Annotated in this window: 20 protein-coding genes and 1 tRNA gene; 9 read left to right on the forward strand and 12 right to left on the reverse strand. The window is 48.9% G+C overall.

Translation table 11 applies throughout. The annotated features are described in order from the left end of the window. A partial coding sequence (locus BN1044_RS23725; protein WP_217492956.1) for a hypothetical protein occupies positions 1-200 on the forward strand: 200 nt, incomplete at its 5' end. Positions 201-293: 93 nt separating this feature from the next. On the opposite strand, the gene BN1044_RS20015 is transcribed toward BN1044_RS23725, so the two are convergent. From BN1044_RS20015 to BN1044_RS20030, 4 genes are all read right to left on the reverse strand, one after another. Further along, positions 294-1,718, reverse strand: coding sequence for a hypothetical protein (locus tag BN1044_RS20015; protein ID WP_072310153.1), 1,425 nt, complete (start codon positions 1,716-1,718; stop codon positions 294-296). Continuing rightward, entirely contained in the window at positions 1,690-2,751 is a 1,062-nt protein-coding gene (locus BN1044_RS20020) for a nucleoid-associated protein (protein WP_072310154.1), read from the reverse strand. Before BN1044_RS20020 ends, BN1044_RS20015 begins: the two co-directional genes overlap by 29 nt. A gap of 201 nt (positions 2,752-2,952) precedes the next feature. Beyond that, complete coding sequence (locus BN1044_RS20025; RefSeq protein WP_072310155.1) at positions 2,953-4,206, reverse strand: tyrosine-type recombinase/integrase; 1,254 nt, start codon at positions 4,204-4,206, stop codon at positions 2,953-2,955. A gap of 198 nt (positions 4,207-4,404) precedes the next feature. Beyond that, positions 4,405-4,489: transfer RNA gene (locus BN1044_RS20030), tRNA-Leu, on the reverse strand. A gap of 314 nt (positions 4,490-4,803) precedes the next feature. Between BN1044_RS20030 and BN1044_RS20035 the strand changes: the two genes are divergently transcribed. Continuing rightward, positions 4,804-5,205 carry a DUF4440 domain-containing protein gene (locus BN1044_RS20035; RefSeq protein WP_072310156.1) on the forward strand — a complete coding sequence of 134 codons (402 nt, stop codon included), beginning with the start codon at positions 4,804-4,806 and terminating at the stop codon, positions 5,203-5,205. A gap of 66 nt (positions 5,206-5,271) precedes the next feature. Here BN1044_RS20035 and BN1044_RS20040 read toward each other — a convergent pair whose 3' ends face one another. Continuing rightward, on the reverse strand, positions 5,272-6,192 hold the full coding sequence (locus BN1044_RS20040) for a L,D-transpeptidase family protein (protein WP_025798346.1): 921 nt from the start codon (positions 6,190-6,192) through the stop codon (positions 5,272-5,274). A 327-nt stretch (positions 6,193-6,519) separates the two neighbouring features. Here BN1044_RS20040 and ampH point away from each other — a divergent pair, with 327 nt between their 5' ends. Together ampH and BN1044_RS20050 are read left to right on the forward strand one after the other, a co-directional pair. Beyond that, complete coding sequence (ampH, locus tag BN1044_RS20045) at positions 6,520-7,671, forward strand: D-alanyl-D-alanine-carboxypeptidase/endopeptidase AmpH (RefSeq protein ID WP_072310229.1); 1,152 nt, start codon at positions 6,520-6,522, stop codon at positions 7,669-7,671. Between the two features lie 223 nt (positions 7,672-7,894). Beyond that, entirely contained in the window at positions 7,895-9,535 is a 1,641-nt protein-coding gene (locus BN1044_RS20050; protein ID WP_072310157.1) for a methyl-accepting chemotaxis protein, read from the forward strand. 59 nt (positions 9,536-9,594) lie between these two features. Here BN1044_RS20050 and lptG read toward each other — a convergent pair whose 3' ends face one another. Together lptG and lptF are read right to left on the reverse strand one after the other, a co-directional pair. Beyond that, the gene (gene lptG / locus BN1044_RS20055) at positions 9,595-10,665 is read right to left on the reverse strand and encodes an LPS export ABC transporter permease LptG (protein ID WP_072310158.1); all 1,071 of its coding nucleotides are present in this window, start codon (positions 10,663-10,665) and stop codon (positions 9,595-9,597) included. Continuing rightward, entirely contained in the window at positions 10,665-11,765 is a 1,101-nt protein-coding gene (gene lptF / locus BN1044_RS20060) for an LPS export ABC transporter permease LptF (RefSeq protein ID WP_072310159.1), read from the reverse strand. The genes lptG and lptF overlap by 1 nt, the downstream gene beginning before the upstream one ends. Before the next feature lie 568 nt (positions 11,766-12,333). Between lptF and pepA the strand changes: the two genes are divergently transcribed. The 4 genes from pepA to BN1044_RS20080 all read left to right on the forward strand — a co-directional run bounded on the left by pepA (position 12,334) and on the right by BN1044_RS20080 (position 18,020). Then, positions 12,334-13,845: a leucyl aminopeptidase gene (pepA, locus tag BN1044_RS20065; RefSeq protein ID WP_072310160.1), complete on the forward strand. Its 1,512-nt coding sequence runs from the start codon at positions 12,334-12,336 to the stop codon at positions 13,843-13,845. Between the two features lie 131 nt (positions 13,846-13,976). Next, positions 13,977-14,426, forward strand: a complete 450-nt coding sequence (locus BN1044_RS20070) for a DNA polymerase III subunit chi (protein WP_025798359.1) — start codon at positions 13,977-13,979, stop codon at positions 14,424-14,426. Between the two features lie 27 nt (positions 14,427-14,453). Then, positions 14,454-17,309 (forward strand): valine--tRNA ligase, encoded by a 2,856-nt coding sequence (locus BN1044_RS20075; protein WP_072310161.1) that lies wholly within the window; start codon positions 14,454-14,456, stop codon positions 17,307-17,309. Positions 17,310-17,516: 207 nt separating this feature from the next. Further along, entirely contained in the window at positions 17,517-18,020 is a 504-nt protein-coding gene (locus BN1044_RS20080) for a GNAT family N-acetyltransferase (RefSeq protein ID WP_072310162.1), read from the forward strand. A 160-nt stretch (positions 18,021-18,180) separates the two neighbouring features. Here the strand turns inward: BN1044_RS20080 and rraB are convergent, their stop codons facing one another. Then, a complete protein-coding gene (gene rraB, locus BN1044_RS20085; RefSeq protein WP_040046126.1) occupies positions 18,181-18,612 on the reverse strand; it encodes a ribonuclease E inhibitor RraB in 432 nt (143 codons plus the stop codon). A gap of 166 nt (positions 18,613-18,778) precedes the next feature. On the opposite strand from rraB, the gene argF reads away from it, so the two are divergent. Beyond that, entirely contained in the window at positions 18,779-19,795 is a 1,017-nt protein-coding gene (gene argF, locus BN1044_RS20090; RefSeq protein WP_175421631.1) for an ornithine carbamoyltransferase, read from the forward strand. Between the two features lie 60 nt (positions 19,796-19,855). On the opposite strand, the gene BN1044_RS24030 is transcribed toward argF, so the two are convergent. From BN1044_RS24030 to treB, 4 genes are all read right to left on the reverse strand, one after another. Further along, complete coding sequence (locus BN1044_RS24030; protein WP_432612994.1) at positions 19,856-19,981, reverse strand: hypothetical protein; 126 nt, start codon at positions 19,979-19,981, stop codon at positions 19,856-19,858. 137 nt (positions 19,982-20,118) lie between these two features. After that, positions 20,119-20,586 carry a NanQ anomerase/TabA/YiaL family protein gene (locus BN1044_RS20095; RefSeq protein WP_072310164.1) on the reverse strand — a complete coding sequence of 156 codons (468 nt, stop codon included), beginning with the start codon at positions 20,584-20,586 and terminating at the stop codon, positions 20,119-20,121. A gap of 147 nt (positions 20,587-20,733) precedes the next feature. After that, complete coding sequence (treC, locus tag BN1044_RS20100; RefSeq protein WP_072310165.1) at positions 20,734-22,389, reverse strand: alpha,alpha-phosphotrehalase; 1,656 nt, start codon at positions 22,387-22,389, stop codon at positions 20,734-20,736. A gap of 55 nt (positions 22,390-22,444) precedes the next feature. After that, positions 22,445-23,860: a PTS trehalose transporter subunit IIBC gene (gene treB, locus BN1044_RS20105; protein WP_072310230.1), complete on the reverse strand. Its 1,416-nt coding sequence runs from the start codon at positions 23,858-23,860 to the stop codon at positions 22,445-22,447. Between the last annotated feature and the right edge of the window lie 749 nt (positions 23,861-24,609).

Consider the following 24,609-nt stretch of genomic DNA (forward strand, 5'->3'; position numbering starts at 1 on the left):
CAATCCAAAGCCTTGTTCATGCAGGATCGTACTCATCGAATGCGGAATCGGTTACCAGTAGCGTTACCATCTTAGCCGATATGTTTGATCACTATGTTAATACTGGCTTCACTCATCTGTTTGATGATGTTACTGCGCTCAGGAAATTTCCGTTGGTACTTACTAGTGCTGGTACGGAGTTCCTAGAATATTCCCGTTGAATGGAACCATAATAATTCATCGATAAGAAACCTCCGGCGAAAATATATCGTAAATGTCCGTAGATCATTTATAGACTCCGGATGATAAGGAATTTACAAAATGCCAGTGGTCCAAGTATGAATATACTTAATAAACGTGCCGAATGACCAAAACTCACTGCATGCAGCGGTTAACAGAATTATGACCAAAAGAATGACGACAACAGAAGTCATTCTTTCTACCCGACTATATGACCCCATAGCATCTTTTACGGGACGACTAGCTAGCTCCTGATAGTCCTGCTCATCCAGAAATCCATATAACTTAGTGCGCCATGTCGTTCTTACTCTTTCAAGCAGTGAAATAGTTTGCCTGTTGATATAGACAGACATTCCATACGAGATAACGATATAAATTGCAATGCCACAAAAAACCAGGGCGTAGATCTTTTGTAACCCAACTGATTTGGCAGCATCCAGACTGTAACGAACGACTAGGACACTAATGACAAGAGCCATATCTTTCCAAAGAGTGGAAGATAATTCTCGGGATTGCTGAATAATCTTTTGTGTATCTTCAGTCAGCGTTTTCCGCAAATCTCCCAAGGATTTCATAGTGTCTTTACTACCACTCCGAATATGTGCCTTGTACAATAACCGCGCTGACTCTAGTGCAGAAGGGAGACGTAGCATTATACCCTCACAGAAGTCCATATCTGCAGGCCACTCTCTGGCCAATTCGCTGGATAGAAACGTATGTTTGAGCTCTGTTTCATTTCCCTCCAAGAAAATCCACTTTGCCGCCTCCTGAATAATATCAAAAGAAGGTTGCGCTAAAGTTTCATCACCAAATGCTATTTTTCTTGGCGGCTTACCGGCAAGCCCTACCATCATTTTTTCAGCAGAAAAAAGTTCATTCGCAAAACATTTCAATAACTCGCGACATCCAAGTGATTTCCATAGCGTTATTGCTTCATCATCCCTTCTCCCTGAAGTTTCAAGTATCCAAGGGGCAATGGCATCCGGAGGTAGAAATGCTGTTGAATAACATTTGATAATGCTTTTTGTTACTGAGGTTTTTTTGGCTGTAGTATTGCAACTAGTCTGAACCGGTAGCATCTCTTTCCACGGGAGCACAGACCAGCAAAGTGTCTGAAATTCTTCAGTAATAAACAGCCCATAAATATATTTATACTTACAGAGTTTGTTGTCTTGAAGTAAAAAAGTTCGCCACCCCTCGAAGGTGAAGAGCCTCAGTATCCCCGGGAGCTCATTACAGGTAATGGTGATGTAGTGTTTCTGGCCTGATATCCCCTCTCTTGGATGAATAACATCCCGGCTCTCATCGACAAAAATAATCCTGAGATCTTCTGCATGTGCATCCACTACTTCTCCCCATAGCTCAAGGGATTCATTATCCATTGTGCCGGAAATAAATAGTTTACGGATGGACAGCTGATGGTCCTCCGTGATCACAAGGTCAGATGAATGACGTGAATGGTCTATTGCCTTACCGATTTTTTCCAGTATCGATGTCATCTGTCACAAGCCCTGCCGTCACAATTACAATTCGTTTTCGCCCGTCTTCCATAGTTTCGACTATTGGCGCATTGTCTTCATCGTAGATAACGATAACATCTTCAAGGGTTTCCAGTTTTCTTTTCCGTGGCTTCTGGATGTTATCCGGAATGATGCGGAAAGATTCACCTGAAATTCCTAAGTCCTTTATCTTACGGAAAAAATACTTAACCAGAGCGTGATCTTCTTCTAGGGGACCAAAAATCTGGGTCAGCAAGGGAAGTGCTTCATCAGTGTTAAAGTCCTGCTCGCCATGGCGTAAAGTTTCATAAATTTTGTTAACGCCGCTGCGCTTGATCTCTTCAGGTAGTAAGTTACGATGCTTCTTGTAGACATCTTTTAATACGGTAACCAGTTTATCGCTTAGATCAGTTGGGTCATTGACGCGCTTGACCTGCAGAAAGCGTTCAAAATAGACAGAGATGTTGGTACGTTTGCTGCGATCTCGTACGACTACGAGCCCACCCGCAAAACCTTCATTCAGGCGTACCAGTGCAATCTTCTGCATGGCTTCGGCTTTTTTTACGAAACTCTCGCGAAAACGTTCGAGTTTTGGGACCTGAAACTCATCTCCTTCAGCATCCAGCACATAACGAACCACATCTTCATTATCATATTTAATTAGCGCATACAGTTTCTCATCGCTGAGGGTATGAAGTTCGAAAAGGAAAAAAACGCCCATACTGGCATTCTTGGTGTGATGGTGAGACTGGAAATCGCTTGCCAATAAGGTGGATTGCTCAGTAAAACAGGTGGTATCGGTGTCTGCATGGTCCCTGATGAGCCTCAGGATTCGCTCTGTATTGGACAATTTCTTAAAATGGAACATATTGCCACTCAGTGCAGATTTAATCCGTTCCAGAAAGAAATCAACATGCGCCGGGGGCGAAATTTCACTAAGTAAAACAGGAATTTCCAGCTCCCCACCAACCACATGAAAAATCATCCTTTTTATTGATAATGCGTTGATTTCTTCATCCGTTAAAAAACTCATATTCAGTTCCCAAAATAGTGTTTTTATTTATTAGCATAAGTCACTTTACCTAAGCGTAGAGCGATTCGGGGCACGAATCTAGCATTGGATAGTTAAACTTTGGTTGTTTATCTTATGCTCTCGCTGGACAGAATATACGTCAAAATAAAATAATAAAAATATGATCCCGGTGGCATTAGCCACCGGGTTCAATATGATTTTTCAAGGTTTTCTGGCAAAATCAAACGGACTCACCGCCTTCTCCCGATTAGCATCAAGATAATCAGCCCACCACTGCAGCATTAGCCTGCGCTCTCCCAGATGCTCGGCCTTATGAATGTAAGCCGCACGCACAGAGTTACGCTCCTGATGACTCATCTGCCGCTCTACCGCATCCTTCGACCACAATCCTGACTCAATCAACGAACTACAAGCCATGGTTCTAAAACCGTGACCGCACACTTCAACTTTCGTATCGTAGCCCATTACACGCAGTGCTTTATTCACCGTGTTTTCACTCATCGGCTTACGCGGATCGTGATCACCAACGAAGATCAGCTCACGGTTTCCACTCATGCTTTTGATCTTTTCCAAAATGGCGAGAGCTTGTCGCGATAAGGGAACAAGATGCGGCGTCTTCATCTTTGAGCCACGCTGAGAATATTTAACACCTTCCAGTAGCTCACGCTCTCCCGGAATCGTCCACATAGCAGTTTCGAAATCAACTTCTGACCAGCGAGCAAAACGTAGCTCACTAGATCGGATGAAAACTAACAAGGTGAGCTCCACGGCCAACCTGGTTAACGGCCTACCGGAGTAACGATCAATGCGATGAAGTAATTCAGGAATGCGATTTAGTTCTAGAGCAGCGCGATGCTGTCGTTTAGCCGTAGCTACTGCACCGGCTATCTCTTGTGCGGGGTTGTAGTCGATTAAACCGCTTTGCACGGCAAATCGCATAATTGCTGTTGTTCTTTGTTGTAGACGCGCCGCCACTTCAAGACGTCCAGATGTCTCTACGGCTTTTATAGGGATAAGTAAATCTCTGGTCTTTAGTTCAGCAATATTCCGCTTACCAATGGCAGCAAAGAGGTTATCCTCCAGGCTCTTCAACACACGGGCACTATGCGACTCAGACCACTTTTGATTACTTGCGTGCCAGTCTCTGGCGACCACTTCAAAAGTTATCGCCTCTTGCTCTTGTTCTACCTTAACGGCTTTCTTGTTCTCACTAGGATCGACACCATTAGCTAAATGCTTGCGGGCTTCTTCACGTCGTACCCTGGCATCAGCCAATGACACTTCAGGATATTTGCCCAACGCCAACATCTTTTCTTTTCCGCCGAAGCGATAACGCAGCCGCCAATACTTGGAACCGTTAGGATGAACCAGCAATACCATGCCGTCACCATCTGTCAGCTTATAAGCTTTTGCTTCCGGCTTAGCTGTACGAACCTTCACATCACTCAGAGCCATGTTGAGTATCCTTTCAAGGGTTCTGTGTGGGTACAAACATTATCGAACCGGGATATACCCGCAGATGTACCCACATCAGTAAGTTGATGTAGATTGAATCAGGTTGACTTATGTTGACTGAAAAAGCGAGAGAAGCCTTGCGGGGACTGGATTTTAGGCATAAAAAAAGACCTCAGTTGAGGTCTATTTACATACAAATGGTGCCGAAGGCCGGACTCGAACCGGCACACCTTGCGGCGGTTGATTTTGAATCAACTGCGTCTACCGATTTCGCCACTTCGGCACAGAAGTAGTATGCGGAAAACGAGTGCATTATACCTAGCCACGACCCCCACGCAATACTTATCCTGCATTCAATTGTTTAAGTGCCTAAAAAAACGACGAAGGTACAATAAATAACGCCTATGCGGATATTTTATCAGCAATTATTACTCACCATCTGCGGTCTGGCGGCTCTTTTGCCGCCGTTTATACCTCGCGTAATTTCATTTACCTACGCATCGAAGAGAAATTGTGGCATTTGCTCACGTCTATCAGGGTTGCTGTTAACGAGTTCCGTCATTACATTGCGTTATACGCTTCTCTCTAGGAAACCCCATGTCCGCAAATAATCCGTTTTTTGTTGAAGTTGTCGAATCACATGAACTCATTCAGCAGTGGTTTGCCAATGCGTCTGCCAGCGAAGCGCTTTGTGAACAGCTGCTATCGCACTTTAGCCCTGCATTCACCATGGTGGGAATGAGCGGCATGCTGCTGAATTATCCTGCGGTGTGTGGATTTTTCCGTGCGAATGGAGGCGCCAAAGCGGGGCTGAACATCGAGGTCTCAGAGATGGCTATCATCGCTGAGTGGGAAAATGGCGCGGTCGTTAGCTATAAGGAAACACAGACACAACCAGAACAGCCGAAAACCGTTCGCTTCTCAACGGCGGTCTTTGAAAAAGATAGTCAGGGGAAAGTGTTATGGCGTCATCTGCATGAAACTGCAGCGCATATCTGAGCGTGAGACGTAAAAAAGGCGGGATATATCCCGCCTTTCGGTAACTCACATCAAGTGATTATGCAATCAGTTGATTTTAATTGGCATACCTGAACGTGCTGCTACTGCATTATCAACGGCGCTGGTCTGAACGCTTGGATCAGAAACAATTTTGTTGATGGCGTCGGTCAGCACAACAGGTACTGGCGCGTCAGAGTTGAACTGCTGCTCAGTGGTAGACAGCGGATTGTGAACCTCGATATAGCGAGATCCATCTGGCTCTACGGTCGCTTTTACAGGTTCATTGATGAACTGTAAGCGAGTGCCTACTGGAACGTTATCAAACAGGTATTTGATGTCGTCATCGCGCAGACGCACGCAGCCGTGGCTTACGCGCAGGCCAATACCGAAGTTGGCGTTAGTACCGTGAACCGCATACAAACGGCCGATATACAGCGCGTACAGGCCCATTGGGTTGTCGGGACCAGCAGGGAATACCTGTGGCAGAGTCTCACCGTTAGCGGCGTACTCTTCGTGCATTTTTTTAGTTGGCGTCCATGTTGGGCCCGCTTTTTTACGCTGAACCGAAGTCACCCAGTTCATTGGCGTATCGCGACCTAGCTCACCAATACCAATCGGCAGAACCACGACGGTTTTAGAGCCTTTTGGATAGTAGTACAAACGCATCTCTGCACTGTTGATGATAATGCCTTCACGTGGAGTATTAGGCAGAATCAACTGGTGCGGGATAGTCAGCGTCATACCCGGCTTTGGCAGGTACGCATCTACGCCCGGATTCGCTTCCAACATGTTACTCAGGCCCATTTGGTACTGAGCAGCAAAATGTTCCAGAGGCTGTTTGTTATCTTCTGGCACTTTTACCTGAATGTTTTCACCAATCAGACGGCTGTTATTCGCCGGTAAAGGGTATACCACGGCAAATGCAGACTGCATAAAAGCAGTCGTTGCCAGAAGCACCGTGAAGAGCGCACGGATACTCATTTTCATGTTTATATTCCTGTTGGGTGCTAGTACCGCGCACAGGCGGTTGTCGATTTTAGCCAGTGAAGACTGGCTGCGCATTATATGTGCACAAACGCAAAAGAGGAAAACATTAGTGCTCATCTTCCTAACGTATTTTTGGTGTTCACCAAACCAAACTGGGTTCTATTCTAAGATTAGCTCTGCGTGTGAGCTACGTCACAATCATTTTTGTTTCCACATGTACCGTTTGGTTTTATTTACAAAAAACTGATGAATTCCGCTCTGCCAGCGCATACGGTTGGCATTAAGATGTTCCCACTAAAAAATCTGACCTGTCTCTTGCCTGAAAAAATGGATAAACGCGTGTTGAAATTTTTCCCTGCGACGCTGCTGGGCGTCGCCTGTGCGGTACTGCCACTTACAAGTTCTGCTCAACCACCTGAGCCTTTAGCTTCACAGGTGGTTGATGGTTACGCTGAACATATTTTTTACAATAGTGGTGCCGCTGCAATGGCCATGGTTGCTATCGATAACAACCAGCAGGTGTTTAGAAGTTTTGGCGAAACTCGCCCCGGCAATGATACCCGTCCGCGCAAAGACTCCTTAATCCGTATCGCCTCCCTTACCAAGCTCATGACCAGTGAAGTGTTGGTTAAGCTCGCCGATGAAAGAAAAGTCAGCCTTTATGACCCATTGAGAAAGTACGCGCCTAGCGGAATGCGAGTTCCGTCCTATAGCGCCAACCAGCCGATCGTGCTGATGAACCTCGCCTCTCATACCAGTGGTTTGCCGCGCGAACAGCCGGGCGGAGTTGCACATCGAGACGTATTTACCTGGCCAACAAAATACGATCGCTGGCAATGGATGAAAAGCGCCAAAGTCGCGGTGCCACCCGGCGTGCGAGCATCTTATTCGAATCTGGCGTTTGACCTGCTGGCCGATGCGCTTGCTCAAGCAACGGGCAAAGCTTATCCGAGCCTGCTCAAAGAGAAGGTGACTCTGCCGTTGGGCATGAAAGACACCACATATACCCCCTCCCCCGAGCAATGCTCACGTATGATCGTACCCGCACGCGGCGCGAGCCCATGCCAAAGCAGCCTAGCGGCTATCGGTAGCGGCGGTGTGTATTCCACACCGGAAGACATGCAGCGCTGGATGCAACAGTTCTTATCTTCATCAACCCAGCCTCGTAGCCCTTACGCCGATAAGCTGCTGAAAATGTATTATCAGCGCGAAAAACTTACGCTGGTTAAAGGAATGGATGTTCCAGGTAAAGCATCAGCGCTTGGCTTGGGGTGGGTATATATGGCGCCACAAAACGGCTTGCCAGGCATCATGCAAAAAACCGGCGGCGGCGGTGGCTTCATTACCTATATGGCGATGATCCCAGACAAAAACGTTGGCGTGTTTGCGGTTGTTGCCCGCACTGAACTAACCAAATTTACTAATATGAGCGACGGTGTTAATCAGTTAGTCAGCGAGCTAGCACAGCAACAGCACTAACTGTGGCTTGAGTTTAATTAAGGGACATTTTTATGTCCCTTTTTTATTTCAAAATTAAACTAAATAAATTCATTCAATATATTTATTTAATGGATTTATTTGCATTTATTATTGCTAATTTGGATGTATTTTAAACCTAAATAAATTTGGCCTATCTCCGATAACACAAAGACCCACGGAAAAAACCTTTCCAAAGATGTGGTTTATTATTGGAGCTACACCTATGTTTAAAAATATTAAAATCGCCAGCGGCATGCTGCTAGTGCTGTATTTATTTGGTTTGATACAAATAGGCTCTAACCTGATTGGGTTCTACTTCATCAAAAAAAATAGCGATAGCATTAGCGCAATGAGCGTCATCGCCGATGAGCAAAACGCGCTCAGCAGCAGTGGTGCCTATCTTCAACAAGCTCAATCAGCCATCAATAACATTGTTCTTGAATATGCAGTCAATCCACAAGGCGCTGTTAATAAAGATTCTATACAGGCGGCTCGTGAAAACATGGCGCTTGCCAATAAATCCTTTGATCTATTTTGGAAGATTCCAGGGCTAACAAATCATGATGTTAAATTGGGTGAACAAATTAAAAATGCATTCCAAAACAATGCCGATAACATAGAAAAGCAGATCAGCATTGCTTTATCCGAACCATCTCCAAGCGTATTAGTTGATAAGCTTTTTCAATTGAAAACTGAAAAGGTAAAAACGCGAGCCTTATTTCAAGGATGGGTAAAAAAATATATTAGCATTTCCCTTAAGAACAACGATGACGCCAGAGACATAGCCAAACAAGCGTATTCCGAATTTATACGCTTACTCATCACCGTACTAATTTTATGCGTTTTCATGTGCTTAGCCGTGCATTTTTGGATTAAAAGAGTGCTTGTTCATCCACTGCAAGAAGCGACTGACTATTTCGAGCTGATTGGACAGGGTGACTTACGTAGCATCATTTCCATACAAAATAGCAACGAGGTTGGGCTATTGATGGCTGGATTACAGAAAATGCAGAGCGGATTACAGACCACCGTTGCTACCGTGCGGCAAGGCGTTGAGTCTATCAACATAGGCACCCACGAAATCTCTGCGGGTAATACCGACCTTTCAAGCCGAACCGAAGAACAGGCGGCTGCGCTGGCTCAAACCGCGGCCAGCATGGAGCAAATCACCGCCACCGTGCAGCAAAATGCCGAAAATGCTCAGCAAGCCGCTCAAATGATCAATAGCACCGCCAATATTGCCCATAACGGTGAACAGGTCATGGAGTCGGTCATCGCTAAAATGCGCACCATCAATCATAGCGCACAAAAAATGAGTGACATTATCAGCGTAATCGACGGTATCGCCTTCCAGACCAATATCTTAGCCCTAAATGCTGCGGTTGAGGCCGCTCGCGCAGGAGAGCAAGGGCGTGGTTTTGCCGTTGTGGCTGGTGAGGTGCGTAATTTGGCACAACGATGCTCGCTTTCAGCAAAAGAGATCAACGATCTCATTGCGACATCGAGCAACGATATCAAAGAAGGCATGTTACTCGTTGAGCACGCAGGAGAAACCATGGCCGACATCGTGCTTAACGTTAATAAAGCCACCAGCATCGTCGATAGCATCTCTTATGCGTCCGACGAACAAAGTCGCGGCGTTGCTCAGGTCAGTATTGCTATCAACCAGATGGATCAGGTGACTCAGCAGAACGCTGCGTTAGTGGAGCAAGTTGCTACCACCGCGTCGAATGTAGAAGAACAGTCCGATATGCTAGCTAAGGCAGTATCGATTTTTCGGCTAACCGATCAGCTATGGCAAGAGCCCAAAAAGGATCTTGAGTTAACCCAGAGGCCCGATCCACACAGTGCACATTGGATTTAAGCGTAAAAAAACGGGCCATAACAATGGCCCGTTTCATATTCAATAACTACGCGATGCCGCTACGATTTTCTCAGCAGCATATAAACACTGATCAATAAGAACAGCAGGCTTGGCAGTAGAGCACCTAACACTGGAGGTACGCTGTACACCAAACTTAGCGGCCCAAAAATCTGATCAAGCACGTAGAACAAGAAGCCGAAGCTGATACCCGTCAACACCCTCACGCCCATTGGAACGCTGCGTAATGGACCAAAAATAAAGGATAGCGCCATCAACATCATGACCGCGACAGACAGCGGCGCGAAAATTTTGCTCCACATATTGAGCTGATAACGGCTAGATTCTTGCCCGCTTTGTTTCAGGTATTTCACATAGTGGTAGAGACCGCTAATCGACAGGGAGTCAGGGCTCATGGCAACCACGCCCAATTTATCTGGCGTTAGGTTGGTTTTCCACATACCGCTTATCGTTTGTGAACCGGTGATCCTTTTGCTGTCGGTGAGATTTGATTCTTCCACCTGTGAAAGCTTCCACTGATTGCCCTCAAACGTTGCTGAGTTGGCATAGCGCAGCTTTTGCAAATGACGTTCTTTATCAAAGGTATAAATGCTTATGCCTTGAATAGTTTTCTCACCGGTCACGCGCTGAATAAAGATAAAGTCGCTGCCGTCTTTTGCCCACAGCCCGTTTTGCGTGGATAGCAGCGAACCGCCGTACATCTGTTGAGCACGATAGTTACGCGCAGCCTGATCGCCCTGAGGCGCAACCCACTCACCAATTGCCATCGTGAGGATCACCAGCGGTATCGCGGTTTTCATCACCGAAGAGGCTATCTGCATGCGGGTATAACCTGCCGCCTGCATCACCACCAACTCACTGCGCTGGGCCAGCATACCCAGCCCTAATAACGCACCAAGCAGTGCAGCCATTGGGAAGAAGACTTCAATATCCTTTGGCACGCTGAGCAAGGTGAAAAGGCCAGCGCCTGCCGCAGAATAATCGCCCTGACCCACTTTACGCAGCTGATCAACGAATTTGATAATCCCTGACAGCGACACCAGCATAAACAGCGTTGCCATGATGGTGCTGAAAATCGTGCGCCCAATGTAACGGTCTAATACTCCAAGCATCAGGCGACTCCTTTACCGGTGATTCGTGCGCGGATCCGACGCATCGGTAGCGTATCCCAAATATTCAACGCAACAGCGAGCAACAGATAGAACCCGTTCACGGTCCAAACCCAGATAAACGGATCAATTTTGCCCTTCGCCGCATTAGAGCGCAGCGAACTTTGCAGCAGGAAGAAGATCAGATAGAGCAACATGGCTGGCAGCATACTCAGCACACGCCCTTGACGTGGGTTAACCACGCTCAAAGGAACCACCATCAACGCCATCACGAAGACAGAGAACACCAGCGTAATACGCCAGTTCAATTCTGCGCGGAAGTCGTTTTCTTTGGATTCCCACAGCGCTGTCATCGGTGCCTGATCGGCATTGCTTGGATTAAGCACCACCGCCTGATGGCCGATAACCGCTTCGTAATTCACAAAGTCGGTGATACGGAAATCACGCAGCATCGCGGTACCTTCATAGCGAGTACCGGTATCCAATACCACCTGCTGAGAACCATCGGGACGCCCTTCCATATGGCCGGTATCCGCCACAACCACCGATGGGCGCTGGGTGCCGTTAGGACGTAGCTGAGCTAAAAAGATGTTTTCAAACTTTTTGCCCTTCACGTCACCCACAAACAGCACATAGTTGCCATCTTTAGACGGCTGGAATTGCCCTTCCACCATCGAGGCTAAACCTGGGTTAGCCTTGGCTTCTGCCATCACTTCATCAGAGTGAAACGACGACCACGGACTCACCCAAAACGCGTTGACCAATGCAAACGCGCCGGTAATGAAGGCAAGGATCATCGCAGTTTTTATCAACACGCCTTTGCCTAGGCCGCAAGCGTGCATAACTACGATTTCACTTTCGGTATACAGTTTACCCAGCGTCATCAATAGCCCAAGGAACAGGCTAAGAGGCAGAATAAGCTGAGCCATCTCGGGCACACCTAGCCCAAGGAGAGATAACACTAAGTTTGTCGGAATTTCGCCGTCAACCGCCGCTCCGAGTATCCGCACCATCTTTTGACAAAAAAAGATCAGCAGCAGGATAAATAGAATAGCAATCTGACTCTTAAACGTTTCCCGTACCAGATATCTAATGATGATCACGCTTATTACGCCTGTGAAAACTTGTCTTTTTGCAGGAAAATAGATAATTTCTACGCTAACCCGCCATTTTTATGATGATTATGGCGGCGGTTACAATCAGAATAGCATTACAGCATGTGTCTCAAGTGTAACCTATAGGAACACACTTATAACTGACACATCGTAGAAGGCTAATCACCCACTACGAGTGATGTATACCCAAACTTGTTGTCGTTGCAGCAAACAACGCACACCGCAGCAACATCGCGATAAGCAGGGTAAACTGATTGTACAGTAAAACAATTGTACCGTAATCGTTAGCAACGAAAACGAGAAAATAACTACCGATTATATAACGTCCCTCTGCACTGCCCCTAAAAAGCCTTGCAGAATGAGAGAAAATTGCGCGATTTCCTATGATAAAGTGGGTAAAAACCACCATCATCAGAGAAAACCGTGAATGAGTGTTCCAGTCAGTTCAACGGCAAGGGCCGAGATAATAGTCACTCTGGCAACGTTTCTGGCTTCAAGAAACGAGTATAGCTGAGTCATCGCCCCGCGCCGCTGTCTTTAAGATTCAGGAGAGTGCATGGAGTTCAGTGTAAAAAGCGGTAGCCCGGAAAAACAGCGTAGCGCCTGTATCGTCGTCGGTGTTTTCGAACCGCGCCGACTGTCCCCAATCGCAGAACAGCTCGATAAAATCAGCGATGGCTACATCAGTGCCCTACTGCGCCGTGGCGAACTGGAAGGTAAAGTGGGTCAGACACTCTTGCTGCACCACGTACCTAACGTACTCTCAGAACGCATTTTGCTAATTGGCTGTGGCAAAGAGCGTGAGTTGGACGAACGTCAGTATAAACAAGTCATTCAAAAAACGATTAATACGCTAAATGACACCGGTTCTATGGAAGCGGTTTGCTTCCTGACTGAGCTGCACGTCAAAGGCCGTAATACCTACTGGAAAGTGCGTCAGGCGGTCGAAACGGCAAAAGAAACGCTTTATACCTTCGATCAGTTGAAAAGTAATAAAGCGGAACCGCGCCGCCCACTGCGTAAAATGGTGTTCAACGTCCCAACCCGTCGTGAACTCACTAGCGGCGAGCGCGCGATCCAGCACGGCTTAGCCATTGCTGCCGGTATTAAGGCCGCGAAAGATCTTGGCAACATGCCGCCAAACATCTGTAACGCAGGCTATTTGGCTTCACAGGCTCGTCAGCTTGCCGACAGCTTCAGCCCGAACGTTAGCACCCGCGTTATCGGTGAACAGCAGATGAAAGAGCTAGGCATGAATGCCTATCTTGCCGTGGGTCAAGGTTCACAAAATGAATCGTTGATGTCCGTGATTGAATATAAGGGCAACAAAAACCCAGATGCTAAACCTATCGTATTGGTTGGTAAGGGTTTAACCTTTGACTCTGGCGGTATTTCAATCAAACCCGCTGACAGCATGGACGAGATGAAATACGACATGTGCGGTGCCGCTTCGGTCTACGGCGTGATGCGCATGGCTGCTGAGCTTCAGCTTCCGTTGAATATCGTTGGCGTACTGGCTGGTTGCGAAAACATGCCTGGCGGCCGCGCTTATCGTCCCGGTGATGTTTTGACCACGATGAACGGCCAAACCGTTGAAGTGCTCAATACTGATGCCGAAGGACGTTTAGTTCTGTGTGACGTGTTAACCTACGTTGAGCGTTTCGAACCCGATGTGGTTATCGATGTGGCTACGTTGACCGGTGCCTGCGTTATCGCACTGGGTCATCATTTGACGGGCTTAATGGCAAACCATAACCCATTAGCCTCCGAGCTTATCAGCGCATCAGAACAAGCCGGTGACCGTGCATGGCGTCTGCCAATGATGGATGAGTTCCAAGATCAGCTGGATTCCAATTTTGCCGACATGGCAAACATCGGTGGCCGTCCTGGTGGAGCGATTACCGCAGCGTGCTTCCTGTCTCGATTCACCCGCAAATATAGCTGGGCGCATCTGGATATCGCAGGCACCGCGTGGCGTTCAGGGAAAGCAAAAGGTGCAACGGGTCGCCCTGTCGCCATGCTTTCTCAGTTCTTGCTCAATCGTGCAGGCCTGAACGGCGACGATTAAGAAAATTGAGTTAAAATAAATAGAACCCCCACCCCAGACCTCTGTTTTTAAGAGACGACTGGGAGGGGGTCTTTCGTTGTTGTATTTCATTACTTCATAAGTGCTGCACAAGCGTAAGGCTATATCACATCATGAAACAGGCAACCTTCTATCTCATGGAGCATCATCAACCTGATGGTGAACTGGATGCCGTTGAGGCTTTGGCCTGTGATCTCGCCGCCCAACACTGGCGCTCCGGTAAACGAATTTTATTGGCTTGCCAAAGTCAGGAACAGGCTCAAAAATTAGATGAAGCCCTTTGGGCGCGTGATCCGCACCAGTTTGTGCCACATAATCTGGCCGGTGAAGGCCCACATTATGGCGCTCCTGTCGAACTTTCATGGCCGGGAAAACGGGGTAATTCACCGCGTGAACTGATGATCTGCTTGCAGACCGAGTTCGCAGATTTTGCTACTGCTTTCCATGAAGTGATAGACTTCGTTCCTTATGAAGACGCTTTAAAACAGTTGGCGCGTGAGCGCTATAAAATCTACCGCAGCGTCGGCTTTCAATTGACCACGGCTACGCCGCCAACTCACTGATCGATCAAATCAAAGAACAGACGAACCATGGAAAAGACATATAACCCGCAAGACATTGAGCAGCCGCTCTACGAGCACTGGGAACAGCAGGGCTACTTCAAGCCGAATGGCGACACCAGTAAAGAAAGCTTCTGTATTATGATCCCGCCGCCGAACGTCACCGGCAGCCTGCATATGGGTCATGCTTTCCAGCAGACCATCATGGACACCATGATCCGCTATCAGCGCATGCAGGGTAAAAACACCCTGTGGCAGGTCGGTACCGACCACGCGGGTATCGCCACCCAGATGGTCGTCGAGCGCAAAATTGCCGCCGAAGAAGGCAAAACTCGTCACGACTATGGTCGTGATGCCTTCATCGACAAAATCTGGCAGTGGAAAGAAGAATCCGGCGGCACCATTACTCGCCAGATGCGCCGTTTGGGCAACTCCGTCGACTGGGAGCGCGAGCGCTTCACGATGGACGATGGCCTGTCTAATGCGGTGAAAGAAGTTTTCGTTCGTCTGTATAAAGAAGACCTGATTTATCGCGGTAAGCGTCTGGTTAACTGGGATCCAAAACTGCGCACGGCTATCTCCGATCTGGAAGTAGAAAACCGTGAAACCAAAGGCTCCATGTGGCACCTGCGTTATCCGCTGGCCGATGGCGCTAAAACCGCCGACGGTAAAGACTATCTGGTGGTTGCCACTACGCGCCCAGAAACCCTGTTGGGCGATACCGGTGTTGCCGTTAACCCAGAAGATCCACGCTACAAAGATTTGATCGGTAAATTCGTGGTTCTGCCGCTGGTTGGCCGTCGCATTCCTATCGTCGGTGATGAACACGCCGATATGGAAAAAGGCACCGGCTGCGTGAAAATCACCCCTGCGCACGACTTCAATGACTATGAAGTTGGCCGCCGCCACGCACTGCCAATGATCAATATTCTGACCTTCGACGGCGACATTCGTGACGAAGCAGAAGTTTTGGATACCAACGGCGAAGAAACCGACGTTTACAGCAACGAAATCCCAGAACAGTTCCGTGGCATGGAGCGTTTTGCCGCTCGCCGTGCCGTGGTGAAAGCCTGTGATGAAGCCGGCCTGCTGGTTGAAATCAAACCTCACGATCTTACCGTTCCTTACGGCGACCGTGGCGGCGTGGTTATCGAACCGATGCTGACCGACCAATGGTACGTTCGCACTGCGCCGCTGGCGAAAGTGGCGATTGAAGCCGTTGAACAAGGCGAAATCCAGTTCGTACCTAAGCAGTACGAAAACATGTACTACTCTTGGATGCGCGACATTCAAGACTGGTGTATTTCTCGTCAGCTGTGGTGGGGTCATCGCATTCCCGCTTGGTACGACAACGAAGGCAACGTATTCGTTGGCCGTGACGAAGACGAAGTACGCCGTGAAAATAACTTAGGCGCAGACGTTGAACTGAAACAGGACGACGACGTTCTGGATACATGGTTCTCTTCTGGTCTGTGGACTTTCTCAACGCTGGGCTGGCCTGAACAGACCGAAGCGCTGAAAACCTTCCACCCAACGAACGTGTTAACCAGCGGTTTCGACATCATCTTCTTCTGGATCGCGCGCATGATCATGCTGACCATGCACTTCGTGAAAGATGAAAATGGCAAACCACAGGTTCCATTCAAAACCGTCTATGTGACCGGTCTTATCCGTGACGACGAAGGACAGAAAATGTCTAAGTCTAAGGGTAACGTCATCGATCCACTGGATATGATCGACGGTATTTCTCTGCCAGAACTGTTAGAGAAGCGTACCGGCAATATGATGCAGCCACAGCTGGCTGAAAAAATTGCTAAACGCACCGAAAAACAGTTCCCAGAAGGCATTGAGCCACACGGTACTGATGCTCTGCGCTTCACCTTGGCAGCGCTGGCTTCTACCGGCCGTGATATCAACTGGGATATGAAGCGTTTGGAAGGTTATCGTAACTTCTGTAACAAGCTGTGGAATGCCAGCCGCTTCGTACTAATGAATACGGAAGATCAGGATTGTGGTCTAAACGGCGGCGAAATGGTTCTGTCCTTGGCAGACCGTTGGATCCTGTCCGAATTCAACCAGACGGTAAAAGCTTACCGCGAAGCACTGGATAACTTCCGCTTCGATCTGGCTGCCAATATTCTGTATGAGTTCACATGGAACCAGTTCTGCGACTGGTATCTGGAACTGGCTAAGCCGGTCATGACTGGTGGTTCAGAAGCTGAACTGCGCGGTACCCGCAATACGCTGGTCACCGTGCTGGAAGCCCTGCTGCGCCTGGCACATCCGGTGATCCCATACATCACCGAAACCATCTGGCAGCGCGTGAAAGGCCTGAAAGGGATTACTGCAGACACCATCATGTTGCAGCCATTCCCAGAATACGACGCATCTCAGGTTGATGAGAAAGCGCTGGCCGATCTGGAATGGATCAAGCAAACCATCATCGCCGTGCGTAACATTCGTGCCGAGATGAATATTGCGCCAAGCAAGCCACTGGAACTGCTGCTGCGTGAATGCAGCGCGGATGCTCAGCGTCGCGTACAGGAGAACCTAAGCTTCATTCAGGCTCTGGCGCGTTTGGAAAGCATCACCGTGCTGGCTGCGGGCGATAAAGGCCCAGTGTCTGTCACCAAGCTGGTTGACGGTGCTGAATTGCTGATCCCAATGGCTGGCCTTATCGACAAAGACGCAGAGCTCGATCGCTTAGCGAAAGAAGTGGCTAAGATCGAAGCTGAAATTGGCCGTATCGAAGCGAAACTGTCTAACGAAGGTTTCGTGGCCCGCGCACCTGAGGCCGTTGTTGCCAAAGAGCGTGAGAAGATGAACGGCTACGCCGATGCCAAAGCGAAGCTCATCGAACAGCAAGCGGTGATTGCAGCGCTGTAACTAGCGCGGTAAGCAAAACACCTATCAGCGGGGAACATTGTTCCCCGCTTTTTTTTACCTCGCACGCAGAACGCTTGCATCCTCACTATCAGCGGTGGTATTAAGGAATTTCGTGCGCCATCACGCGGGGTACACGCTCCGTGACAACAGCCTAAAATAGCGATGTGCGTCAGAACGTTTACACAACGGAACAACCGGGTAATGACTATGACAACAGAAACGCCTTTACGACTTCAGGTGCGCCGGATGACGGCAAACGACAACGCAGCCATTGCGCAGGTTATTCGTGAAGTTTCAGCTGAGTGCGGCCTCACCGCAGACAAAGGCTATACCGTATCTGACCCAAACCTTGACCATCTATTCGACGTTTATAGCCAGCCACGCTGCGCCTATTGGGTGGTTGAGCTCGATGGGCAAGTGGTTGGCGGCGGCGGCGTTGCTCCGCTTGAAGGCGCAGACGTCAGCCTGTGTGAGCTGCAAAAGATGTATTTTCTGCCGGTATTGCGCGGAAAAGGTTTAGCCAAACAATTGGCTATTCAAGCCATGGATTTTGCTCGTGAGAACGGTTTTAGCCAATGTTATCTAGAAACCACTGCCTCCCTCACCGCGGCCATAGCGCTCTATGAGAAGCTCGGATTTAACCATATTACCGAAGCTCTCGGCAGCACACGTCATGTGGACTGCGAAGTCAGGATGCTGAGAGAGCTGTAAGGTCTAACTATTCTAAATAGCGCTAATCCTAAAAACGCCCGCGAAGTGTGATTAAATCGCCTTTTTGCACATAAAAAAATCCGGTGCCATCGCTGACACCGGATTCACTATTCTCACTATGACGTTAACTATGCGACGTTAAAGATGAGCATCTTAAAATCTAATGGCGAACGCCATTGTCATCCTCATCAACGCCTTCTGCGTCGTCATCTTCGTCGTCGTCACCTTCTTCACCGTTAGGATCTTCGAAGTAGGTGCCCCAGCCGTCGTAGTTCACATTCATTTTTTCAGCGAGGTTTACCAGCTGTTCAACCTGAGTATCGATCACTTCCGCATTCAGGCCAACTTCGCTGATAACATCGCAGCACATTAGCAGCGTACCGTCTTCAACTTCCAGCTCTTCAGCATCGGTGACTTCATAGCCGAGTTTAAAAGCTTCAACCGCCGCTTTTTCTAACAGCTCAAAGTTATCCGCCGAAAGATGATGCTCAATGGTGTATAACGCGTCCGGATCGCTGCCGTCGTCCAGCAGTTCTTCAATGATCAGGCGAGTTTCTTCACGTTGTTCTTCTAATAGCTCAGGATTTGCCATGCCTTTGTCCTCAATCTGTATGCAATCACGCTACTTTCATTCTCCCACAGCCGCGCCCATGCCTCCATAAGAAACGTGAATATTTATCTCTCAGGGGTTGATTTTGAATTTTAATACACATAATGTGAATATTAATTCATGCAGCACAATAAAAACACAATTGGGGATGAGCACTATGAGTCAGCTATATCAGCATCATTTTCTTAGATTACTGGATTTCACGCCTGCAGATATCGCATATCTACTCACTTTAGCCGCCGAGCTTAAACAGGCTAAGAAAGCAGGTAATGAACCACAAACGCTGAAAGGCAAAAATATCGCGCTCATCTTCGAAAAAGACTCCACCCGAACCCGCTGCTCTTTCGAAGTTGCCGCTTACGACCAAGGTGCTAACGTGACCTACTTAGGCTCAAACGGCAGCCAAATCGGCCACAAAGAATCCATCAAAGACAGCGCCCGCGTGCTGGGCAGAATGTACGACGCCATCCAGTATCGCGGCTGGGGGCAGGACGTGGTTGAAACATTGGCGCAGTATGCCGGCGTGCCTATTTGGAATGGATTAACCAATGAATTTCACCCAACCCAAATCTTAGCCGATCTACTCACCATTCAAGAACATATGCCAAATAAGCCGCTGTCACAGGTAAAACTGGCATACCTTGGCGATGCGCGTAATAACATGGGCAACTCATTGCTGGAAGGCGCTGCGCTGATGGGGATGGAGCTGCGTCTCGTTGCACCAAAAGCCTGCTGGCCCGAGGCTGAACTGGTGGCTCAATGTCAGACGATCGCCGACAAAACCGGCGCGAAGCTGGTTTTAACCGAAGATCTGGCGGAAGGCGTGAAAGACGCCGATTTCCTTTACACCGACGTTTGGGTCTCCATGGGCGAACCGAAAGAGGTGTGGAAAGAGCGTATCGCCCAGCTATTGCCTTATCAAATCAACATGAATGTGATCAAGCTGACCGGTAACCCACAGGTAAAATTCCTGCACTGTTTACCGGCTTTCCATGACGATCAAACCGCCGTAGGCAAACAGATGGCAGAGCAATACGGGCTGCATGGCGGAATGGAAGTGACCGATGAAGTGTTTGAATCCGAGCACAGCATCGTGTTTGACGAAGCGGAAAACCGTCTGCACACCATTAAAGCCGTGATGGTGGCAACATTAGGCAAATTGTAATTACTGCACTCATCATCAATAAATCAGCGCGCCCGACATTCACGGCGCGCTGATTTTATTTTATACAACAGCCGCAGTTTCTGGCGTAATACAGGTGCCCTTCTCTCGGCGTAAAATGGCTTCGGCGTCTGCTAACGCACCGATAAAGGCCGTTCCGCCCGTTTGTTCAACAAACTCAAGTTTCACTGTTTAAACATGGGGATGAGCGGATCCGTGGTTTTCTAACCAATATCAACAAATACACGCTGCGGTGACAATTTCAGCAAAACTTAATCATCGCAGTCGCGCAAACTGCGATGAATCAAAGATCTATTTATGCAAAATCACTTAACCAAAATCTTCACGACCGCTTTTTTAACCGGCGCATTCTCACCCACCGCGCACATGGGCTTATGTAATTCGCCGGGATAGAACACCACGAAATCGCCTGCGTTCATGATAAAACTTTTCTCTTCTAAACCCTGCTGACCCAGAGGTAAAAAGGCGATGTCTTTGCCCTCAAGCCATTCAGCGCTGCCTTGCGGCGCAGCAAGATTGCTGAAGACCATTTTTTCCTGCCCGGCTAAGACAATTTGGATATCCAAATATTTGCCGTGCAATTCCTGACGGCGCTCTTCCGCTGGAGAAGTTGAGTCGTTAAAAATCATCACGAACTGATTTTCGCCATCAACATCAAACTTGCCTAGCGCAGAATCTGCATTGAAATTCGCCATCACATGTTGAATCGCCTGCTTGAGCTGAGCAGGTAAATAAGGCAACAGTTCTAGATGGTTAACATTTCCAGTGATCATACATTCCTCGATATTTCGCTTAAATTATTTTGAAACATCGTTTTAGTATAAAGAAACAGGAACCTCTGAAACGAGGTGCCAACCACAATTTGGTGAGGATTGCCGCCAACAAAAATCCCCCAACTCAGGGGGATTCACGTCAGATAATTATGCGTCTACAAGCCAATAAATACTTTCATATGGCCGCAGTGACTGAGGAACTGCGCTTTGCTGAGGGTAATTGCTCATCAGCACACGCCCCTGTTTCGGCAACTCGCCGCTTATCTCCAGCGTCTGCGTTTGCGCGCTCAGGTTGGCCAATACATATAGGCTTTTCCCCTGATAACTACGACGGTAACACCACTGCGCCGGATGGCTCGGCAGCAAATCCTCATAGTCGCCGTGGGTCAGTAACGGCAATTGCTGGCGCAGCTTAATCAGCGCTTGATAGCAGTAATAAACCGACGCTTCATCGGCGACCGCCGCCTGAGTGTTAATCTCGGTATAATTGCTCGCAGGTTCTATCCACGGCGTTCCCTGCGTAAAGCCCGCATTTGGGCTGGCATTCCACTGCATTGGGGTGCGGCTGTTATCACGCGATTTAGTCGCCAGAATCGCTAACAGTTCTGCGCTGTCTCGCCCCTGCTCGCTAAGCTCTCGGAACATATTCAGGCTTTCAACATCGCGGTACTGTTCGATATCGGTAAAGCCCGGGTTAGTCATACCCAGCTCTTCGCCCTGATAAATATACGGCGTGCCTTGCATGCCATGCAGCACCATCGCCAGCATTTTTGCCGACAGGCTGCGTGATTCACCTTCATCACCAAAACGCGACACAATGCGCGGCTGATCGTGGTTACACCAGAACAGCGCGTTCCACGCTCGGTTATGCATTCCCTGCTGCCAATAGGCAAAAATCTTTTTCAACTCAACGTAGTCTGGCTTCGCCAGCGTCCATTTTTCACCACCGGGGTAATCCACCTTCAGATGATGAAAATTAAACGTCATCGAAAGCTCACTGCCGTCTAGCGCCGCATAGCGCTGACAATGCTCAAGCTGCGTCGATGACATTTCGCCAACGGTCATTAAGCCCCGAGGCTTAAACACATCACGGCCAAACTCGCTGAGAAACTCATGAATACGCGGGCCGTCAGTATAAAAACGACGCCCGTCACCTTGCAGATCGTCTGGGAAATCCTGCTGCTTAGACACCAGATTGATCACGTCTAAACGCAGACCATCAACGCCTTTGTCCGCCCAGAAATGACACACGGCTTTCAGCGCTTCACGCACCGGCGGATGCTCCCAGTTGAGATCTGCCTGCTGCGGCGCGAATAAGTGCAGATAATATTTCTCTGCGCTTTCAGACCATTGCCACGCGTTGCCGCCAAATTTAGACCGCCAGTTATTCGGCAACGCCTGCGCTTCACCGTCACGCCAGATATAAAAATTATGCTTCTCGTGGCTAGGATCCTGCGCCGCAACAAACCATGGATGCTGAGTCGAGGTATGGTTAAATACCATGTCCATCACGATACGCATTCCACGCTGATGGGCTTCATCAACCAAGCGCTCAAAATCTGCCATCGTTCCATAATCAGGATTGATGGCACAGTAATCAGCAACGTCATAGCCATTATCAATCTGCGGCGATGGATAAACCGGCGTCAGCCACAGTGCGCTCACGCCAAGGTTTTGCAGATAATCCAGACGCTGAATAATCCCGTTGAGATCGCCCGTGCCGCTGCCGGTACTGTCTTGAAAACTTTTCGGGTAGATTTGATAAATCACACCGTTTTGCCACCACGGCACTGTTTCGCTCATCGTCATATTCCTATATTCACTCTACGGCCACGAGACTCGCAGCCGTATTCATTCGTTATACTGGCAACTCGCCGCGTTTCTGTTTGCGCTTATAAATCAAAATAGTAAGGGCAAGAGGCACCACAATCGCAACCACCATCGCCACGGCATAAATTCCCCAGAATTTCGGTTGGATAGAGAGGATACCCGGCAATCCACCCACGCCGATGCCGTTAGCCATCACGCCAAACAAACCGCAAATCAATCCGGCGCAGGCACCGCCAATCATGGCGCACAGCATCGGGAAGCGATATTTAAGGTTGATGCCGTACATCGCAGGCTCGGTAACGCCGAGGTAGGCAGAAATCGCCGCAGGCACCGAAATTTCACGTTCGTTAGCTTTCCGGCTAATGAAAATAATCGCCAACACGGCAGAGGCTTGAGTAATATTCGACAGCGCGATAATCGGCCATACCGGCGTTCCGCCCATGCTTTGCACCATCTGCATATCGATCGCCAGCGTTGTCTGATGCACGCCGGTGACCACCAACGGCGCGTACAGGAAGCCAAACAGCGCCGCGCCAATCGGAGCAAAACTGCCGGTCATCACCGCTTTCACCCCCCAAGCAACGCCGTCGCCGATCATGCGGCCAAACGGGCCAATCAGGGTATGCGCCAAGAACACCGCCAGAAGCAACGACGTCACTGGCACGACCACCAGATACAGATAATCTGGGATTAGGCGCTTCAAGCGGGTCTCAATCCAACCCAAGGCCAAACCCGCCATCACGGATGGAATCACCTGCGCTTGGTAGCCAACTTTTTCAATCGTGAACCAGCCAAAATTCCATACTTCAGGCAACTGCTGACCCAGCATGTACGAATTCATCAGCTGTGGAGAAACCAACGTAATCCCCAGTACGATACCGAGGATCGGCGTACCGCCCATCTTCTTCACCGTTGACCAGCAAATTCCCACCGGCAGATAGAAGAATATCGCTTCGCCCAGCAGCCACAGGAAGTCATAAACCGTTTTCCACGCCGGGTGTAATGCCGTCAGCGGTTGCCCATCTACCAACGGGATGTCGCCGATCACATTACGGAAACCGAGGATCAAACCGCCGCTGATTAACGCAGGCAGTAACGGGAAGAAGATCTCGGCAAAATGCGAAATCGCAATCTCCCACCAGCTCATATTCTGGCGAGCGGCTTTTTTAGCCTGCTCTTTGTTACTGGCATCGACGTGTGCCGTGTTAATCAACGCCTGATACCAATCACCTACGTCCGTGCCAATAACGACCTGAAATTGCCCTGCATTGGTGAAACAGCCCTTCACCATCGGCAATTCTTCAATCTTTTTAGGCGCAGCCAGCGCCGGATCGTTCAGTACAAACCGCAGTCGGGTAAGGCAATGACTGACGGTAGCAATATTTTCACGCCCGCCCACCAGTGCGATCAGCCGATCAACCTGATCTTGTTTTACCTTGCTCATATTGAGTACCTGTAGAGTCGTTCTGATTTCAGAGTAACGTGGATCGGCGCCATACATTCGATCCATAAAAACTGAGTTGCATAAAGCGTAGTCACAATGACTCTTTTATGAAACGGGAACGTTCCCGAAACTAGGTGTTGATCACAAGAATTTTGGTGGGGGGAGGAGGGAGGGGGAGGAGAATGGCAGCGATCTGTTCTAAGGTGAAGAGATGGACGGTGAAGGGTTTCGTCCGCCAGTCTCTCTTAGAACAGTTAAAGGTTTCGTACGCCGAATATACCGAGTTTCACATAGACATAGTGCTGGCGTCCGAGCAAGGCGGCTCAATCGCCGCCGCCTTGCATCCGGGCTTGGCACCGTTCCTCAGCCTGCTTCGCAGGTTCCCTCATCTCGTCATTCCGGCTTTAACGGAACGAACGGCAATCGCCATCCTGGCTCCTCCGTTCTTTCGCCGACATCCCTGTCGGCGAATCCTAGCCTGCATTCCTCGATTCGGCTGAAGAACAACGTGCCGGAAAGACAAAAGACAAAACCCTATCTGGTTTCTTGTTTAATTTTAGGTGGTTAGAGCAGTGGAAACAGGATGTTTTCACTAGGGGAGGAGGCGCCAAGGATGGCGCATGCCGACCCGCCGCGGAGATGGCATCTCGGATAAAAGCGCGCGAGTTGAGAGCCCCCGCGCAACGGGGCTCTCATCGGACGCCTTCGATTGGCGTTACATGTGAAAACCGTTATTGATAGGCGAACGA

The sequence above is a fragment of the Hafnia alvei genome (genome assembly GCF_900095695.1).
Lineage (GTDB): Bacteria > Pseudomonadota > Gammaproteobacteria > Enterobacterales > Enterobacteriaceae > Hafnia > Hafnia alvei_B.

What these genes read in the sequence shown, in the direction of transcription:
- treC (WP_072310165.1), bottom strand. Translation starts at nt 22,389, where the DNA reads ATGAGCGAAACAGTGCCGTGGTGGCAAAACGGTGTGATTTATCAAATC.
- BN1044_RS20070 (WP_025798359.1), top strand. Translation starts at nt 13,977, where the DNA reads ATGAAACAGGCAACCTTCTATCTCATGGAGCATCATCAACCTGATGGT.
- BN1044_RS20075 (WP_072310161.1), top strand. Translation starts at nt 14,454, where the DNA reads ATGGAAAAGACATATAACCCGCAAGACATTGAGCAGCCGCTCTACGAG.
- BN1044_RS20035 (WP_072310156.1), top strand. Translation starts at nt 4,804, where the DNA reads ATGTCCGCAAATAATCCGTTTTTTGTTGAAGTTGTCGAATCACATGAA.
- BN1044_RS20040 (WP_025798346.1), bottom strand. Translation starts at nt 6,192, where the DNA reads ATGAAAATGAGTATCCGTGCGCTCTTCACGGTGCTTCTGGCAACGACT.
- BN1044_RS20015 (WP_072310153.1), bottom strand. Translation starts at nt 1,718, where the DNA reads ATGACATCGATACTGGAAAAAATCGGTAAGGCAATAGACCATTCACGT.
- treB (WP_072310230.1), bottom strand. Translation starts at nt 23,860, where the DNA reads ATGAGCAAGGTAAAACAAGATCAGGTTGATCGGCTGATCGCACTGGTG.
- BN1044_RS20080 (WP_072310162.1), top strand. Translation starts at nt 17,517, where the DNA reads ATGACAACAGAAACGCCTTTACGACTTCAGGTGCGCCGGATGACGGCA.
- lptG (WP_072310158.1), bottom strand. Translation starts at nt 10,665, where the DNA reads ATGCTTGGAGTATTAGACCGTTACATTGGGCGCACGATTTTCAGCACC.
- pepA (WP_072310160.1), top strand. Translation starts at nt 12,334, where the DNA reads ATGGAGTTCAGTGTAAAAAGCGGTAGCCCGGAAAAACAGCGTAGCGCC.
- ampH (WP_072310229.1), top strand. Translation starts at nt 6,520, where the DNA reads ATGGATAAACGCGTGTTGAAATTTTTCCCTGCGACGCTGCTGGGCGTC.
- BN1044_RS20025 (WP_072310155.1), bottom strand. Translation starts at nt 4,206, where the DNA reads ATGGCTCTGAGTGATGTGAAGGTTCGTACAGCTAAGCCGGAAGCAAAA.
- rraB (WP_040046126.1), bottom strand. Translation starts at nt 18,612, where the DNA reads ATGGCAAATCCTGAGCTATTAGAAGAACAACGTGAAGAAACTCGCCTG.
- BN1044_RS20020 (WP_072310154.1), bottom strand. Translation starts at nt 2,751, where the DNA reads ATGAGTTTTTTAACGGATGAAGAAATCAACGCATTATCAATAAAAAGG.
- BN1044_RS20050 (WP_072310157.1), top strand. Translation starts at nt 7,895, where the DNA reads ATGTTTAAAAATATTAAAATCGCCAGCGGCATGCTGCTAGTGCTGTAT.
- BN1044_RS20095 (WP_072310164.1), bottom strand. Translation starts at nt 20,586, where the DNA reads ATGATCACTGGAAATGTTAACCATCTAGAACTGTTGCCTTATTTACCT.
- argF (WP_175421631.1), top strand. Translation starts at nt 18,779, where the DNA reads ATGAGCACTATGAGTCAGCTATATCAGCATCATTTTCTTAGATTACTG.